Below are 15,716 nucleotides of genomic sequence, written 5' to 3' on the forward strand. Positions count from 1 at the left end.
GAAAAACACGGCATCGCCGAGACGCTTACGATTCTAGGGAGAAAATAATGAGAGATACCTATTTGAGAAGTATCTCTCATTCTGTAATATACTAATTATATGTAGATTACACAAAAACAGTGAGACCGTGAGACTAAAATATTTTTTTCTTTGCAGGAGTTAGCTGAAAGAAGGAACTCTTTTAAGTCTATCTAATGCAAAAACATATAACTATTTATGCATGTAAATGCATTCCTATAGCCATACCTATTAAATAAGGTATTAACCAAATGCACCAAACGACGATACTAAAACGATTAAAATGCCTTTTCGCCTCGGCAGATCCCTTCACATAAGTCCATATCGCCCATGAAGCATGTACAAACATCAGAAGAATGGCAATCGTCCCCGTTACCGTGTGGATTTCATCATGCAAATGCGTTAATTCGGCAATATGTTCCATCAGGCTGGTCCCGACTGCATCGGACACCAATCCTAAAAGAAAGAAAATAATATGCCATAACTTCAGTTTCTTTTGCAGCCTTTCTCCCCATACACCGATAGTATAAAATACCAATGCAGATGAAATAACGCAGATTGCCGCTATCAAATAATGTATATCAACCTGATTGAGTTCCATAAAATTTATATTTCAGATAACAACAAAGCAACGAATAGATAGTTCGACGCATAGTAATCTTTCACAAATGCAATCCCGACTTAGCAAACGAAGAAAAAACGTAAACGGATTTGTCACTTTTCACAAAAAAGTAAGATATGGCGATTTGCAGAAACAAATAAATCGACTACCTTTGTGGGCGATTTAGAGAATCGTGACTACGTATTTTTAATTATATCACTAAAAAAAAGAGCTAATTATGACTTATTCACACGAAGTGGAACACATGTGTGTTGTAAAGAAGGGTCCTAACCACGGACCGGCTCCCATACCCGAAGAAGGCAAATGGGTAAAATCTAAAGAAATCGTTGATATTTCAGGTTTGACACACGGTATCGGTTGGTGTGCTCCTCAGCAGGGTGCTTGTAAACTGACACTGAATGTTAAAGAAGGCGTTATCCAGGAAGCTTTAGTTGAGACTATCGGATGTTCCGGTATGACTCACTCAGCTGCTATGGCTGCTGAAATCCTTCCGGGTAAAACAATCCTCGAAGCACTGAACACTGACCTTGTTTGCGACGCAATCAACACAGCTATGCGCGAACTCTTCCTGCAAATCGTTTACGGACGCACTCAGTCTGCTTTCTCTGAAGGTGGTTTGATTATCGGTGCAGGTCTGGAAGACTTAGGTAAAGGTCTGCGCAGCCAGGTAGGTACCCTTTATGGTACTTTGGCTAAAGGTCCTCGTTACCTTGAAATGGCTGAAGGTTACATCAAAAATATCTTCTTGGATAAGAATGATGAAATCTGTGGATACGAATTCGTTCACATGGGTAAATTCATGGATGAAATCAAGAAGGGAACTGATGCTAACGAAGCATTGAAGAAAGTTACAGGTACTTATGGTCGTGTAACAGCAGAACAGGGAGCAGTTAAACACATTGATCCACGTCACGAATAATATAAGGAGGAAAGAAACTATGATTAGAGAAGTAAAATTCGAAAGCCAAGACCGTCGTATCAAAGGTATCATTGAAGCCTTGAACGCTAACGGCATCAAAGACATCGAAGAAGCTAACGCAATCTGCGAAGCTGCCGGACTTGATCCTTATAAAACGTGTGAAGAAACTCAGCCTATCTGTTTTGAAAACGCAAAATGGGCTTATGTGGTAGGTACTGCAATTGCTCTTAAGAAGAACTGCACAAACGCTGCTGAAGCTGCTGAAGCTATCGGTATCGGTTTGCAGGCATTCTGTATCCCGGGTTCTGTAGCTGACGACCGTAAGGTTGGTATCGGTCATGGTAACCTGGCTGCTATGTTGCTTCGCGAAGAAACTAAATGTTTCGCATTCCTTGCAGGTCACGAATCTTTCGCTGCTGCTGAAGGTGCTATCAAAATCGCTGCAAAAGCAGACAAAGTACGTAAAGAGCCATTGCGTTGCATCCTGAACGGTCTTGGAAAAGACGCTGCTCAGATCATCTCTCGTATCAATGGTTTTACTTATGTTCAGACTCAGTTTGATTATTTCACTGGTGAGCTGAAAGTAGTTCGCGAAATCGCTTACTCTGACGGTCCTCGTGCAAAAGTAAAATGCTACGGTGCTGACGATGTTCGCGAAGGTGTAGCTATCATGTGGAAAGAAGGCGTAGACGTATCTATCACAGGTAACTCTACTAACCCGACTCGTTTCCAACACCCGGTTGCAGGTACTTACAAGAAAGAACGTGTATTGGCTGGTAAGCCATACTTCTCAGTTGCTTCCGGTGGTGGTACAGGCCGTACTCTTCACCCGGACAACATGGCTGCCGGTCCGGCTTCTTATGGCATGACTGACACGATGGGCCGTATGCACTCAGACGCTCAGTTCGCTGGTTCTTCATCAGTTCCTGCTCACGTAGAAATGATGGGCTTCCTGGGTATCGGTAACAACCCGATGGTAGGATGTACAGTGGCTTGTGCTGTAGACGTTGCTACTGCTTTGAGCAAGTAATTTAAGTTACTATATATAGATAAACTCCTGTAATCCTTGTGGTTGCAGGAGTTTTTTATTTGTGGTAACTTGGCTTAGATAACAGATTGAAGCACCTTGCATCACCCATTATTGAGAGCTAATGAATAGTGAATCGGTAAGGGGGTAACAAGCTAAATTCTGTCTTATTTAAGTCAGAACACCCCATGTAAAGAATAGCCAATTACCTCTCAAATCAAGCCATAAACAGGTTACTTTTGCAGCCGATTTGCAGCCGAATTTGCCATTCTTTAAAAACGGCTGCAAGAATTGGCATAATCAACTATAATACAATGCGATACACTCCATATAACATTTAATTTAAAATGGAGAAACATTGTACAATGGTGTACTTCTCATTAAGAGAAAGTAAGCAAAACAAGAAAGGTCTATCACCTATTGAAGTTTCAATCACCACTAACGGCAAGAGAATCTACTTTAGTACAGGTAAGCACGTACCTGCTGCCGATTGGAACAAAGAGAAGCAAGCTGTAAAAGGTAAGAGTGAAGAAGCACAGCTAATCAACGGTTATCTGATTCAACTACGGAATAAGATATATCAGAAAGAGATTGAGCTACTCCAAAAGGGTTACCTTATCACTGCTGAACTATTAAAAGAAGCTATCACAGATAAAGTAGAAGCTCTGAATGAGAAAACTTTATTGGAACTTCTGGAAGAACATAACACAGAACGCAAAGCAATGGTAGGTAAAACTGTTGCCCCTGCCACTTATTGGGTGTTTGAATATACAGGCAGACTGTTCAAAGAGTTTATTCAGAAGAAATATGAACGTAAGGATTTATATTTAAGAGAGATAAACTTAGGCTTCATTCAAGGATTCCATGCTTACCTTTTAGGAGAGAAGAAGATGGGACAAAACTCCTGCACCAAACATTTAAAGTTTTTAAAGAAGCTGCTGAATTTAGCTGTTGCCAACTCCTATATATCCTACAATCCTGTAAATGTTTATAAGGTGGAACGCGAACCCGTAGATATAGATTTCTTGGATGAAGAAGAATTGAGGAAGATTATCAACTTTGATACTCCCCTACCAAGATTGGAACGAGCTAAAGATATGTTCCTCTTTGGGTGTTTCACTGGGCTTAGTTACATTGACATTAAGACCTTGACACCAGAACACTTTGAAAAAGACAATGCAGGCAGAATATGGATTAAGAAACGTAGAGTTAAGACAGGTGTTCTATCACGCATCCCCCTACTCCCAATCGCCAAACTAATATTGGATAAGTACAAAGGTGGAGATAAGCTACTCCCTATTCAAGACCCTGCGGACATCAACAAATATCTAAAGGATATAGCTATACTCTGTGGAATCAATAAACGCATTTGCTTCCACACAAGTAGGCACACATTTGCAAGTACAGTTACTTTAGCCAATAACATATCTCTGGAAGTTGTTTCTAAGATGTTAGGACATACCAATACACGAATGACTGCCCATTATGCAAAGCTAATAGACAAGTGCATTGGTGAGCAGATGGATAAACTTATGGATACGTTTACAGGAGATTCTGATTACTAAAGCATATCCTACCCACAAATTCCCCACTTGTAGCAATGCAGGTGGGGATTATTTTTTAACTTTGCCTTAAACTAATAATCATGGAGAAGCTAAAGGAAGATTACATAAGCATTGATACCCGTTTGGAATACATGGAAGCCATAGCCGTTGAATACGTTCCAGATGTAGATATAGACCCAGCCACAGGAGAAAGATACGTCTGTGGCACTACCGCCTCACCTCTATTCATAAGGAGATACAATCAGAATAAACTATATGGCAACTTCACATACGAAGATTATATAGCTAATGAGGACATACAGAATACATTGAAAGGTTTGGGAGTTGATATAGATAAGTTCTGGTTTCTACTTCTGTTCATCTTTGACTATACTTGTGGCACGTGCTTGGATGGAATGAAAGCAACAGGCATTGGAATAGAACAGCTCATCAAATTCGCCAAAGCCATAGCTGACAACCATAAGGAGATTAACCAATTTGGAGTAAGTTTTAAAAAGCCTATCACTATCTCTGTAAAAGTGGAAGGTAAGCATCAGATAGTAATTGATAATGCCAATGCAATAGGATATTTGGCTACTACCATCATCAATAACCTAAAGGAGATAGAGGAACACCCTTGGATGCAGAGCCAACAAGTCAGCATAACTACTAATGCAGAAGAAAAGGAATCCGTTCAGATATGGCTGTTCTATAAGATGTTCAATGACTTCTTCAATCTATCCCCTTATAACAAGCTGTTTAATGTCAGACAGAAGAAAGGAAGCACCATATCACTTAGTAAGACATTACTCATATCAAGGCTTATCTACTTCACTAAGCTATCTATGAATAAGAATTTCTCAGAGGATGAATTTACTTTAAAAGGCTACATCAAGCAATATAAAGACAAGAGAATTGATACTGTGAATAGCATATACTTCTAACAACACACTGATAACCAACCAAGTCCTACTCCGTACCATTAAGAGGGTACATAAGAGTAGGACTTTTTTTCTCTCTTTTAATCCTACCATTATATACCACCTTTGTACCGTCAAAACGATAGCGGACGAGCTACCAATTAAGAGGGGAAGTAAAACCACTCATTAATTTCTCTCTTTTAATCAGCCCAGAAGCCAGTAGTTTTGCAACGTAATCAGATAACCAAGTGTACATAGGTTTGACGATTACACAGAACATTTTAATAACAATTAAAAATAAACGAATATGACAACATTAAATGTAAATGCAACAGAGATGGTAAACAACAGTGTAGAATCAAACAACGCAACTATGGGTAACGTAGAGGAACTGACTAAGGTTTTGAAACAAGAAGAAAAGGAATTACAGCGTCTCATTAAGAGAAATGCTGATGAAGCAGTGATAGCAGCACAACAGAATGTAGTTGATAAGACTAAAGCCAAGTTGGAACAGGCACAGGAATTTGAGAAAGAATCCAATGAGAATATAGGCAATGACTTCCTTACATTCTCAATAGTCAATGAAGAAACAGGTGCAAGAGTAGAACAGCAGAAGAAGATAGCATTCGTAAAGAACAATAGACCAGTAAACTCCAAGAAGGTAGATAGCTTTATTGCTCTAATAGCTGCAAACAAATATGAGAAGGCATTTCCTATCATTGTAGTGGAAGCAGCAAAGCTGATTGAAGCAGGTTACACTGTTACTGACATCAAAGGCAGGGAATTGACTAAGGAAGAAGCTGCGGACTATCTCGTTATTCTTGACGGACAGCACAGATGCACAGCATTCGCCAAGCTGGTAGCAACAGGCAAGTACACTGAAACCATTCCCAATGTTTATGTAAGGGATATTGAGAATGTAGGTGAATACTTGGTAGATATTAATAATGTAGGCAGCAGTTGGGATAAAAAAGACAGATTAGTTGTAGCTTCTTTGACTACTAAAGATGAACTATTCCAAAATGTAGCAGAACTGTTGAATGAAGGTTTCAACCCATCTACCGCCATGCTGATTTACACAGGTAAGAGCTTATCTGACAAACAAGTGAACAAGGCTTTAAAAGGTGAAGAAATAACCTTCCCCAAAGGTACAGAGATTAACATTGAAAGAGGAAACAAGTTCATCAACTTATGCAAGGCAGCCAAGATGGATGTTTCTTTCATCACTAAACGCTACTTCATCAAAGACTTCAACAGTTATGCCAAATCCACAAGCGAAGAACAAGCATTTGAAGCATTAAACAAATTGAAAGAGCTGAACTATACAGAAGCAAATTGGAAAGAAGTTAAAGAAGAAGATGACTTCATAGAAATACTGAAAGAAGCTCTGGAAGCATAAGTAACCAATAACCAAGCCCATGTGACAGGTGGGTTTGTTCTCCCCAAGTTCTTAGACATTCTGAATAGTCTAAAGTTTGATTACTAAATGTGTGGTCTTATCATTAGTTCCCCACTTGTGGAATTACTATCTTTATAGTAGTACAGACAGATAATCCCACCACACAGATTGACGGACTTACAAACTATTCAGAATATCTAAAATGGAAGAATTTACTTATGAGCAGATAAGGGCTAAGGCTCTTAAACAGGGAGTAAAAGATAACAAGGTTCACATTGGATTGTGGGCTAATCTTAATAACTATCTAAAGACAAGGAGAAAGAAGAATGGAAAGGTTGCTACCTATTATATCTCATTGCAGAAGTTGGCTTATTAATTCACTGATATTTAATCTGATATGATAATTCATCTGCCAACAGGAAAGAAGTTTCACAACAGAAAGGAAGCCAAGATATACTTTGGAACTGCCTACTATTACAGGATGGAACGAGAGAAGAAAGATTTAATGTTTACCAATAATATTCAATCAGCTACTAATGAATATGAAGATACAATTAAAGCACCTGCAAAACAGGACAAGTAACATCAAACAAGAATATGCTACCATTAACAAGTCTATTGTAGATAAACTCAATCCACCCAATTTGTACAGGTTCTTCTGTCTGTCCTTATATAGAAACGACTATTATAAGGTCAGATGGAGAATCAAAGACTTAGCCAAACGAACTGGAGAGAAAGAGGACGCATTAAAGAACTTCAATAAGGATATAGAGGCAGTGCTGATTAGAAAGAGATATAGGGAAGCTATCAACCATCCTCTTATAGAATTTGTAATGAGGAGCATTTACTGCATTCCACCCATTGAACATCCCAACTTCATAACACTGTCCTACCTCTTTATGACAGTGGATTTGAATATTAAAGTGAAAGGATATTATATCAAGCTCCTATTAATAGCAGAGAACAACAAGATACTGCTTACTCCTAATAAGTTGGCTGACAAATTGGGAATGGGTAAGAAGAATGTAGAGAGTTACAATCTGGAATTATATAGTGCAGGTTTGTTAAGATATATACCCAAAGGGATAGAGCTTACTCCCAATGAACTATTATTAGACAACAACATAGCCAAACAGCGCAAGGAGTGGAATCCAACCAACTCAAAAAACGTGGTTAAGATAGCTTTCAAGTCCAAATAACAGGCAAGTAGGATTTTTCGTACTGTTTATTAATATATTAAGAGATAGTACGAATAATCCCCACTCCGTCTTATTCTGACTTTAGAAGCATCTAAAGTTGAATTTCTACGATAAGGGTAAGCAGCCCTTATGAATGCTACTTCGTAATGACAATTTTAAACCATCAGAGTAATGCACAAGACACCCCTACCCACATACCCCCCCCTCATAGCTCTTAAATAAAAAGAATGCTTTAGAAATGCAGTCTGATAGTTGGCAGGAATAAGCATTCTTATTAATCCAAGAGCAGGCACGATGCACTATTGCCATAGCTAACCAATAATTTACTAATGCTCCTTATTTCCTTTAAAAGAATATTTAGGGAAAGACATAGAACAGCCTAAGATGCAAGCGAAGTAATTCACTTGTGTTTTAGGTCTGTTCCTATTAAATCCATTCAATCAATAACCATTTAATTCAATTTCATTATGAGAGATTTAGTAATTATGCCAGCTATGGCACAGCGTAGAGAATCATTAAACATGGGTGAGTTTGCAGAAGAAGCAATCATTGTAGAAGAAGTTGCAGCACCCAAGAGAGTAAACCATTTCATTGAAGCCAACACGCAGGAAGTAACCTTGCAGCACTTACAACAAGACTGCATCATTCCAAGTTTTGCATCAATGGAGGAAACCATAAGCCACCAATCCTTTATAGGTGCAGTAGTGGATGCAGCTAAGGACTATTTTCATGGAGAGCAGTTTGATACACCAGAGATTAGAATCTCACACCCTATCAATGGCAGAATCCCAAGTGCATTAGGTAAGAAAGCATCTGAACTGACAGATGAAGAGAAGACTTTGTTCTATCAGAGAATGTGCTTCTGTTTTGAAATCCCATCCATTGTACATGATGAATACGGTAATCGTTTAGCGTTATCCATTGGTGGAGTGAGAGCATATAACGAGATTAACCTATACAGTAAGAAGTCTGTTGAGAGATTTAAAATCTTCATAGGCTTTCGTAATCGTGTGTGCTCAAATTTAATGCTTACTACTGACGGCTTGCAGGATAAGATAGAAGTCCTAAACGTACAGGAACTATATGCAGCAGCATTGAATCTGTTCCATGCTTACAACCCATCCAAAGACCTGCATCTGTTAAGGACACTTGGGCAGATGTCAATCTCAACGAGTGAGTTCTGCCAAATAATAGGCAGGATGAGATTATATCAAACTCTTACACCCAACCAACAGAAACGCTTACCTCGTCTATTGTTGGGAGACAGTCAAATTAATGCAGCTTGTAGAGCATTCGTTTCTGATGCAAACTTCAAGAGCACAGGGGACAGCATTACAGGTTGGCAGCTCTTAAACCTGCTCAATGGTTCTGTAAAGTCAAGTTACATTGATAACTTCTTGGAGAGGAATCTTAACTGTACAGAGTTTGTACAAGGCATTCAACGTGCCAAATTAGGAGATAGTGAATACGCTTGGTTCTTGGGCTGAGTGGATTGTTGATTGAGAGAGGAAGGGACATCATTAAGTTGGTGTCCTTTCTTTATTTCTACCAACTTATTAAACATTGTACATTATGGATATAGATTATACTGTGGGTGAAGTGGAACTATCCTACAAACCCAAATTCAAGAATATATATAAGGTAATCAGTTCAGAGGATGCTTATAAATATTTGCTCCCTACATATAGAGAGGGAACTATCTGTTACAAGGAATATTTTAAGGTCTTATTCCTAAACCAAGCCAACCAAGTTTTAGGCTACACACTCATATCAGAGGGAGGAATTACTGAAACATCTGTTGATGTCAGAGTAATTCTGCAAGCTGCGTTACTTACCAATTCAGTAGCTCTTGTTCTTGCACATAATCATCCAAGCGGTAATCTGAAACCAAGTAGGCAGGATATGGAGATTACTAAGCAGGTCAAGAATGCAGCCCAACTTATGAGGATTACAGTTTTAGACCACCTCATATTAACAGATGCAGGATATTACAGCTTCTCTGACGAGGGAGAATTATAATAAGGTAAATGGCACTCAATTTTTAAGTTGGGTGTCCTTATCATATTCACTTTGATAATTAGTGAATGTTCCCTTAGTAATCAATGAGTTAGTAAATCCAACTCAGAATTAATATTCACTTCTATTCGTTTCATTATAAAACAGAACATTATGTCACTTAAATATTCAAGCACAACCGCAGACTATCTTGTTTGGTCTGATGCAATGAACCTCATAAGAAAATTGGCAAAGGATGAGAATTATAAAATCTCACTCCTTATAGCTTTGGGATGCTTCACAGGATTAAGAATATCTGATATTCTATCTCTAAGGTGGAAGCAGATATTAGGTGTTGACGAGTTTACAGTAATTGAGCAAAAGACAGGCAAGGTAAGGACTATCAGACTGAATCCACAATTACAGGAACACATTAAAGAGTGTTACGAGCATATAAATCCAGTTGGAATCAATGCACCAATTCTTATAAGTCAGAAAGGCACTATCTTCACAGTTCAGAGAATCAATATCATTCTTAAAGAGGTGAAGAAGAAGTACAGATTAAAGATTAAGAACTTTAGCTGCCATTCACTTAGAAAGACATTCGGCAGGCAGGTTTATAATATGAACAGTGATAACGCAGAGTTAGCATTAGTAAAGCTGATGGAACTATTCAACCATAGTTCAGTTGCCATTACTAAGAGATACTTGGGACTAAGACAGGAAGAAATCTTACAAACTTATGACTGTTTGAGTTTCTGATAATTGGAATATGGGACAGAATTATTAAGATTCACCTTATATAGTGGTCTGAATGGTTCTGTCCCAATTTCATAATATATTGAGCTTAGACACATCTAAAGTCCAATTTTAATAGTTTGGCATTTCAGCCTTATAGAAGTAAGTCAATTCCATAAGTTTACAGAGTTTAGAACTGTCTCAATCCTTATTAATCATGTTGCTGGTAGCACTTCTTGAATATCCAACAATATACTGACCTAAAGTTAGTCATTCAAGGTTGGTAAGAATGTTCTGAATTTAGTTCTTATATGGGGAGAAGTGAATTTGATACCCACATGGATTTAGAGAGTTCAGATGCAATTCTGCTTAAATATCTTATTCAGACTATGTTTGAGGGCATAGAATTTACTATTAATCCACACTTCATGCCTATTAATTTAGAACCTTTCATTATCTTTGCATCAATTCCAATGAACTAATGCGTTAGGGAGTTGGAAGGACATAGTTAACGAAAGGTGTTATTGAAATTATCTTCTACTGACAAATTCTCGCAAAATTTGAAATGGAGTGAAGATGATAGCAGTAGCACCCACACTTGGATATATACCTACCTCATAGTTGCGAGGTTTCTATATGCCCTTTGGTGTGGGTCGCTATTGTTTTATCTACTCCAAAGGCAATGCGAGAAGCCCGTCAGTAAGATAAAGCAAATAGTGTTCCCACATCTTTTTTATTTATGCTCATCTTTGGGAACAGATGAGCGCAAATATCCTAATTATGACTAAAATGCAATATAATGGGGAAGACCCCAAATTATCAGAATTCTTTGTTATCCTTATAGTTCTGGTAGTAATTGGAATAGCAGCATGGCTGTTCTCTTAATAATTGAAAGGCATACTATGAATAATATATTTGCCAGACTATTCTGTTCTAAGAATCATTCAACAAGTGATGAAGCATACAATATTGTTGAGAGCATGGCTAAAGCAAAACCGCTATACAAAGAGCTTATCAAACAAGCTCACCCAGACAAACACCCCAACAATAAAGATGTAGCAGAGGAACTAACAGCAATGATTAATAACAACAGATTCAATTACAGAGAACTCTTAAAGATTAAGGATTTAGTAAATGATAAATTAGTGTAATATGAATATTGTCGATTTCTTTAAAAACTTACTCAATTCTTTAGTAGGTACTTCATTGGAGCGAATGAAGTTGATAAATACGATGAATCAAACTTTCAAAGACAGCTATTGTTCTGGTGCGTTAGATAGATTCTGCAAAGTCTCTATAACAGTTGGAGATACAAACTATGCGCATGAAATGAGTGCATTCTTTTTAAGAAGTGGGTTTAAAATCTCCATAGAGAACGATAATAATATAAAGGATTCTGAATTTAGAGATATATCTCAATACATATTATCAAACAAACCTTTCATAAGACAACTGATGACTTTAGGATTTGATACTCTTATCGTAACAGGTAAAACTTCAAGAAAGGGAATGCAATATTGTTTAAAAAGTTATACGCAATTAGGAGGTTTCTCATTAGAATAAATCATCATGTGGCATTCAGTTATAGACATTTACTCAATACATATCAGCAGACTATATGGCAGTTTGCATAATAAAGAACTTATTCAAGGATTAATAGCACAAACATTTACTATTGAGAGAAAAGATATTAGTAAATGGTACTCACCTCATAACAATATGCAGGAAACTCAAAGATTACACCTTGAACATAAGTTGCTTTTTACTAATGGAAAGATTGCGAGTTGTGACACAATAAGCTATCTAAATGGATTTCAATCAAGACTTTACACAAGAACATTTGAAGGCAGCAAAGTACATATTAAAGAATATATGCTCAAAGGATATATGAATCCACAGCCAGCTCCAACTCATGAAGGTTCTACTATTGAGAATATAACTCGTTATATTAAAGACACAGAAAAGGAAGGACAGTTAGCAGGCAGAACAATAGTATCTGATTGGGATGATAACGGTGTAAAGAAACAAGCTATCGTTAAATATAATCATTTAGGACATATAATCTTATATGACTCTTGGTGGAATGGCAAGAGAATAAAGAAAGAGTTTGAATATCAATACGACAATCATAATAATTGGGTAGAATGTAAAGAATATCATGATGGCAACTACGTGAACTTACATTTATGTCAATATAAGTACAAATGAGAGCGATTGAGAGAAAAGTTTACATATTACTAACTAAAGAACAATTTAATAATGAAAACTTTAAGATTAATTGGAATGACCTTGTTAATGGTCATGTTGGCTGTAAACTTTACAGCTTGTAGCGATGATGAAGAAGAACAGACAATCATTGACCAAGCCAACCTTATAGGTAAATGGCAGTCCACTTGGGAGAAGGTTCACAAAGTGGAGAATGGCAAGGAAGTTGTCACCTCTGATGAAGCCTACACCAATGGCTTATGGGAGTTCAAAGCTGACGGTACTTGCACAGAAGGCTATGCGGACGGTGGATATACAGAAACAAGTCGCTGGTCTTTGAAAGGCAATAAGCTGACTATCTCTTACGATGACGGTTATTCGGATGTCCTTACTATCAATGAGCTTACAGCTAATAAATTGGTTCTCGCCTTTGAGGATTGGGATAATACGGATGACGGTGGTTTAGAGTTAGACGATATTACTACGACCACCTACAAGAAGATTAACTAATTGCCAAACTAATTTAAGGCAGGGCAGCACTTGAGGGAACTCTTATGCTGCTTCTCTTTTATAGAATGTTCCACAACACCCCATTCGCAAGAATATAACAACCAAAGCATTGCTATTAAAAGAGGAATGATTACCTTTGTCTTAAACTCATAATCAAACAAATTATGGAATACATCAACGAATTTCACAAAGAATGGATAGAACGCACTCGTCAATCAATAGCCTCTTGGAGCAAGCGACCTGCATCGCCAGAAGAAGTAAGGAAGCAGCAGGAGAAACTGAATCAACAGAGGGCTATAAGAGAAGACAAACAGAAGAACTGATAAAGTTTGCCAATGACAATGGTCTATGGATTGACTTATCACACCTCAATATTACTTATATGGATAGAGGTGGTGAGAATGAAGTGTTCCATGATGGTAATGTGTCTGTTGTAAAATTAAATAACTTTGAGTACGCAGGGGATGATTTAGAGAACTTCTTCATCCGCATTGCTGCACATAACAAGTTCTTTGGCAATGTGCCTTATCAAATGATAGGCTTCGCTTATAACAGTCAGCAAGAATTTTGCGCAGTTCTCGTACAACCTTATATATTAGCTGAGCGAGAAGCTACAGAAGATGAGATAGCCGCCTATATGCAAGCATTAGGTTTTGAAATGGACTATTACGACGAATACCACAATTCAGATTATGAAGTGTTTGATGCAGTTCCCAATAATGTACTTTATGGCATAGACGGAGATTTATACTTCATTGACACGCAAATTAGATTACGGTCTTAACTCCATTAGGAGTACTCTCATCTAAAGGGTAACGCATAGGCATTTGCCCATGATGCAGCCCTTTTTGATAATTCGTTCTTTTATTTACTAACAAGGAGTTTACCCATTGCTATTATAGCATTGATTAATAACAGCTTGCAAAGACTTACAGGGATGCTGTGTCGCTGCTTCTTACGGTATGACTGACACGATGGGCCGTATGCACTCAGACGCTCAGTTCGCTGGTTCTTCATCAGTTCCTGCTCACGTAGAAATGATGGGCTTCCTGGGTATCGGTAACAACCCGATGGTAGGATGTACAGTGGCTTGTGCTGTAGACGTAGCTCAGGCTTTGGCTAAGTAATTAAAGTTACATTATATAAATAAACTCCTGTAGTCCATGTGATTACAGGAGTTTTTTATTTGTGGTAATTTGAAGTAGATGGTAGTTTTAGATACCTTATCTCACCTATCATTTAGAATTGTTGAATGATAGATTTATATACAATGAAAGCTACATTTACATAAAATCATAATCAAAAGAAGCAGCAGGAACGCTTGAACCAGCAGAAAGCTATGAGAGAGGGCAAATCGAAGAGTTAATATCTTTTGCCAACTCAAATCATTTATGAATAACTATTATAGTATTGATTAATAACAGATTGCTATAGTTTACAAGAAGCCGAAATGATAGGATTCTTGGGAATTGGTAACCCCCAATGGTAAGTTGCACTGTGGCTTGCGCTGTAGACGTAGCTCAGGCCTTAGCTAAGTAATAAAAGTTACTTATTATTATACAGGAGAGTATTTTTTATAAGGCACTCTCCTATTTTTATAAAAAAGATGATGATTGTTACAAATAATCTACACTATCGTTGTTTAGTTCTCTACAACAAATTCTTACCATGAACCAGCTTATAACATATCTTTGCAATGAGATAATAATATCCATAAATTATTAAAAAGAGAAGAGGATATAAAGAGAGAATTTTAGAAAATAAAGAATTACATAAAATAAACTCTCGAAAATAATCCAGTATGACACACATCGGACAAATTATTGAAAAAGAGCTCCATCGCCAAGAACGCTCGGTCACATGGTTCGCAAGACGACTCTATTGCGATCGAACTAATGTATATAATATATTTAGAAGACAGAGCTTAGATACAGAACTGTTGTTACGTATATCCATTATATTAGAATACAATTTCTTCCAAATATATTCTGATATATATAACAACAGAACATAGAAATATCTTCTACAACCTTGTATATAAAACAGCAACAATTAAAAGGATATTTATGTTTAAAGAGCATGTATCTTTGCTAAGTTTTTTAAGACAACCAAAGTATATGACTAAAAAGATTACACATTAAAAACAAAAAAGATGAAACAATTTAGAATTTTAAGTATGTTGATGATTGTGCTTATATCAAGCCTGTCATTTGTATCATGTGGAGATGATGATGATGAAACGTCTGGTGATTTCAGTGCCAGCATAGCAGGAGTTTATACAGGTAAACTCAAAGTTGGAACTAATGTTACAGCTGATGCATATGTAGTCACTGTTACCAAAGTATCTTCTTCTGTAGTAAAAGTTACCGCTGACTTCTACACAGATAACGGTAGTGAAAATTACAATGTTACTAAAGAAGGCAATCAATACATTCTTTCAAGCGAAAGCTCATCTGGTATCAACATAACTGTTACAGGTAAAGCAATGACTATAAGTTTCCTTAATAATGCAGGAAGTATGACCACTTTTACCGGAACTCGTGATTAAAGCCCACCAATCTTTACAGTAAAAGTAGAAATTCAGTAAAGGTTACAAATATCCCAAAGCCGTAATTTCCCT

18 protein-coding genes and 2 pseudogenes are annotated in these 15,716 nt (G+C 37.3%); 19 read left to right on the forward strand and 1 reads right to left on the reverse strand.

The window, feature by feature from the left end; genetic code table 11:
• Positions 1–214: 214 nt before the first annotated feature.
• Positions 215–619 carry an HsmA family protein gene (locus tag HMPREF2794_RS18320; protein ID WP_008760491.1) on the reverse strand — a complete coding sequence of 135 codons (405 nt, stop codon included), beginning with the start codon at positions 617–619 and terminating at the stop codon, positions 215–217.
• Between the two features lie 238 nt (positions 620–857).
• Between HMPREF2794_RS18320 and HMPREF2794_RS18325 the strand changes: the two genes are divergently transcribed.
• From HMPREF2794_RS18325 to HMPREF2794_RS18400, 19 genes and pseudogenes are all read left to right on the forward strand, one after another.
• Complete coding sequence (locus HMPREF2794_RS18325; RefSeq protein WP_005677723.1) at positions 858–1,559, forward strand: iron-sulfur cluster assembly scaffold protein; 702 nt, start codon at positions 858–860, stop codon at positions 1,557–1,559.
• 19 nt (positions 1,560–1,578) lie between these two features.
• Entirely contained in the window at positions 1,579–2,589 is a 1,011-nt protein-coding gene (locus HMPREF2794_RS18330) for a GGGtGRT protein (RefSeq protein WP_004310793.1), read from the forward strand.
• Between the two features lie 344 nt (positions 2,590–2,933).
• Positions 2,934–4,151, forward strand: a complete 1,218-nt coding sequence (locus HMPREF2794_RS18335; RefSeq protein ID WP_055269225.1) for a site-specific integrase — start codon at positions 2,934–2,936, stop codon at positions 4,149–4,151.
• An 80-nt stretch (positions 4,152–4,231) separates the two neighbouring features.
• Positions 4,232–5,074 carry a hypothetical protein gene (locus tag HMPREF2794_RS18340; protein WP_055269226.1) on the forward strand — a complete coding sequence of 281 codons (843 nt, stop codon included), beginning with the start codon at positions 4,232–4,234 and terminating at the stop codon, positions 5,072–5,074.
• 283 nt (positions 5,075–5,357) lie between these two features.
• Complete coding sequence (locus tag HMPREF2794_RS18345; protein WP_081030796.1) at positions 5,358–6,449, forward strand: hypothetical protein; 1,092 nt, start codon at positions 5,358–5,360, stop codon at positions 6,447–6,449.
• Between the two features lie 397 nt (positions 6,450–6,846).
• Positions 6,847–7,032 (forward strand): hypothetical protein, encoded by a 186-nt coding sequence (locus HMPREF2794_RS29615; protein ID WP_055269227.1) that lies wholly within the window; start codon positions 6,847–6,849, stop codon positions 7,030–7,032.
• Positions 6,992–7,648, forward strand: coding sequence for a hypothetical protein (locus tag HMPREF2794_RS18355; RefSeq protein ID WP_055269228.1), 657 nt, complete (start codon positions 6,992–6,994; stop codon positions 7,646–7,648). Before HMPREF2794_RS29615 ends, HMPREF2794_RS18355 begins: the two co-directional genes overlap by 41 nt.
• Positions 7,649–8,115: 467 nt before the next feature.
• The gene (locus HMPREF2794_RS18360) at positions 8,116–9,135 is read left to right on the forward strand and encodes a DUF3871 family protein (RefSeq protein WP_055269229.1); all 1,020 of its coding nucleotides are present in this window, start codon (positions 8,116–8,118) and stop codon (positions 9,133–9,135) included.
• 85 nt (positions 9,136–9,220) lie between these two features.
• A complete protein-coding gene (locus HMPREF2794_RS18365) occupies positions 9,221–9,667 on the forward strand; it encodes a JAB domain-containing protein (protein WP_055269230.1) in 447 nt (148 codons plus the stop codon).
• Between the two features lie 150 nt (positions 9,668–9,817).
• A complete protein-coding gene (locus HMPREF2794_RS18370; RefSeq protein WP_055269231.1) occupies positions 9,818–10,405 on the forward strand; it encodes a tyrosine-type recombinase/integrase in 588 nt (195 codons plus the stop codon).
• 878 nt (positions 10,406–11,283) lie between these two features.
• The gene (locus HMPREF2794_RS18375) at positions 11,284–11,532 is read left to right on the forward strand and encodes a hypothetical protein (protein ID WP_004310784.1); all 249 of its coding nucleotides are present in this window, start codon (positions 11,284–11,286) and stop codon (positions 11,530–11,532) included.
• 1 nt (position 11,533) lies between these two features.
• Positions 11,534–11,944 carry a hypothetical protein gene (locus tag HMPREF2794_RS18380; RefSeq protein WP_004310783.1) on the forward strand — a complete coding sequence of 137 codons (411 nt, stop codon included), beginning with the start codon at positions 11,534–11,536 and terminating at the stop codon, positions 11,942–11,944.
• 6 nt (positions 11,945–11,950) lie between these two features.
• Positions 11,951–12,589: a hypothetical protein gene (locus HMPREF2794_RS18385; protein WP_004310782.1), complete on the forward strand. Its 639-nt coding sequence runs from the start codon at positions 11,951–11,953 to the stop codon at positions 12,587–12,589.
• Between the two features lie 51 nt (positions 12,590–12,640).
• Positions 12,641–13,096 (forward strand): lipocalin-like domain-containing protein, encoded by a 456-nt coding sequence (locus HMPREF2794_RS18390; RefSeq protein WP_005923901.1) that lies wholly within the window; start codon positions 12,641–12,643, stop codon positions 13,094–13,096.
• A gap of 193 nt (positions 13,097–13,289) precedes the next feature.
• Positions 13,290–13,880, forward strand: a complete 591-nt coding sequence (locus HMPREF2794_RS18395) for a putative polyvalent protein kinase domain-containing protein (RefSeq protein ID WP_005832800.1) — start codon at positions 13,290–13,292, stop codon at positions 13,878–13,880.
• A gap of 166 nt (positions 13,881–14,046) precedes the next feature.
• A pseudogene (locus HMPREF2794_RS27965) lies at positions 14,047–14,223 on the forward strand (GGGtGRT protein); the annotation flags it as partial.
• Positions 14,224–14,543: 320 nt separating this feature from the next.
• Positions 14,544–14,635, forward strand: a pseudogene (locus HMPREF2794_RS29970) (GGGtGRT protein); the annotation flags it as partial.
• A gap of 262 nt (positions 14,636–14,897) precedes the next feature.
• A complete protein-coding gene (locus HMPREF2794_RS29620) occupies positions 14,898–15,110 on the forward strand; it encodes a hypothetical protein (RefSeq protein WP_008760489.1) in 213 nt (70 codons plus the stop codon).
• 138 nt (positions 15,111–15,248) lie between these two features.
• Positions 15,249–15,644, forward strand: a complete 396-nt coding sequence (locus tag HMPREF2794_RS18400) for a hypothetical protein (RefSeq protein ID WP_008760488.1) — start codon at positions 15,249–15,251, stop codon at positions 15,642–15,644.
• The last annotated feature ends 72 nt before the right edge of the window (positions 15,645–15,716 follow it).

It is taken from the genome of Bacteroides sp. HMSC067B03 (assembly GCF_001811315.1).
GTDB classification, from domain to species: Bacteria; Bacteroidota; Bacteroidia; order Bacteroidales; family Bacteroidaceae; genus Bacteroides; species Bacteroides faecis.

Excerpts from the sequence above, each read along its gene's own strand:
- HMPREF2794_RS18370 (WP_055269231.1), top strand. The coding sequence starts at position 9,818 with ATGTCACTTAAATATTCAAGCACAACCGCAGACTATCTTGTTTGGTCT.
- HMPREF2794_RS18355 (WP_055269228.1), top strand. The coding sequence starts at position 6,992 with ATGAAGATACAATTAAAGCACCTGCAAAACAGGACAAGTAACATCAAA.
- HMPREF2794_RS18325 (WP_005677723.1), top strand. The coding sequence starts at position 858 with ATGACTTATTCACACGAAGTGGAACACATGTGTGTTGTAAAGAAGGGT.
- HMPREF2794_RS18340 (WP_055269226.1), top strand. The coding sequence starts at position 4,232 with ATGGAGAAGCTAAAGGAAGATTACATAAGCATTGATACCCGTTTGGAA.
- HMPREF2794_RS18380 (WP_004310783.1), top strand. The coding sequence starts at position 11,534 with ATGAATATTGTCGATTTCTTTAAAAACTTACTCAATTCTTTAGTAGGT.
- HMPREF2794_RS18390 (WP_005923901.1), top strand. The coding sequence starts at position 12,641 with ATGAAAACTTTAAGATTAATTGGAATGACCTTGTTAATGGTCATGTTG.
- HMPREF2794_RS18365 (WP_055269230.1), top strand. The coding sequence starts at position 9,221 with ATGGATATAGATTATACTGTGGGTGAAGTGGAACTATCCTACAAACCC.
- HMPREF2794_RS18395 (WP_005832800.1), top strand. The coding sequence starts at position 13,290 with ATGGATAGAACGCACTCGTCAATCAATAGCCTCTTGGAGCAAGCGACC.
- HMPREF2794_RS29620 (WP_008760489.1), top strand. The coding sequence starts at position 14,898 with ATGACACACATCGGACAAATTATTGAAAAAGAGCTCCATCGCCAAGAA.
- HMPREF2794_RS18335 (WP_055269225.1), top strand. The coding sequence starts at position 2,934 with ATGGAGAAACATTGTACAATGGTGTACTTCTCATTAAGAGAAAGTAAG.
- HMPREF2794_RS18345 (WP_081030796.1), top strand. The coding sequence starts at position 5,358 with ATGACAACATTAAATGTAAATGCAACAGAGATGGTAAACAACAGTGTA.
- HMPREF2794_RS18375 (WP_004310784.1), top strand. The coding sequence starts at position 11,284 with ATGAATAATATATTTGCCAGACTATTCTGTTCTAAGAATCATTCAACA.
- HMPREF2794_RS18320 (WP_008760491.1), bottom strand. The coding sequence starts at position 619 with ATGGAACTCAATCAGGTTGATATACATTATTTGATAGCGGCAATCTGC.
- HMPREF2794_RS18400 (WP_008760488.1), top strand. The coding sequence starts at position 15,249 with ATGAAACAATTTAGAATTTTAAGTATGTTGATGATTGTGCTTATATCA.
- HMPREF2794_RS18360 (WP_055269229.1), top strand. The coding sequence starts at position 8,116 with ATGAGAGATTTAGTAATTATGCCAGCTATGGCACAGCGTAGAGAATCA.
- HMPREF2794_RS18330 (WP_004310793.1), top strand. The coding sequence starts at position 1,579 with ATGATTAGAGAAGTAAAATTCGAAAGCCAAGACCGTCGTATCAAAGGT.
- HMPREF2794_RS18385 (WP_004310782.1), top strand. The coding sequence starts at position 11,951 with ATGTGGCATTCAGTTATAGACATTTACTCAATACATATCAGCAGACTA.
- HMPREF2794_RS29615 (WP_055269227.1), top strand. The coding sequence starts at position 6,847 with ATGATAATTCATCTGCCAACAGGAAAGAAGTTTCACAACAGAAAGGAA.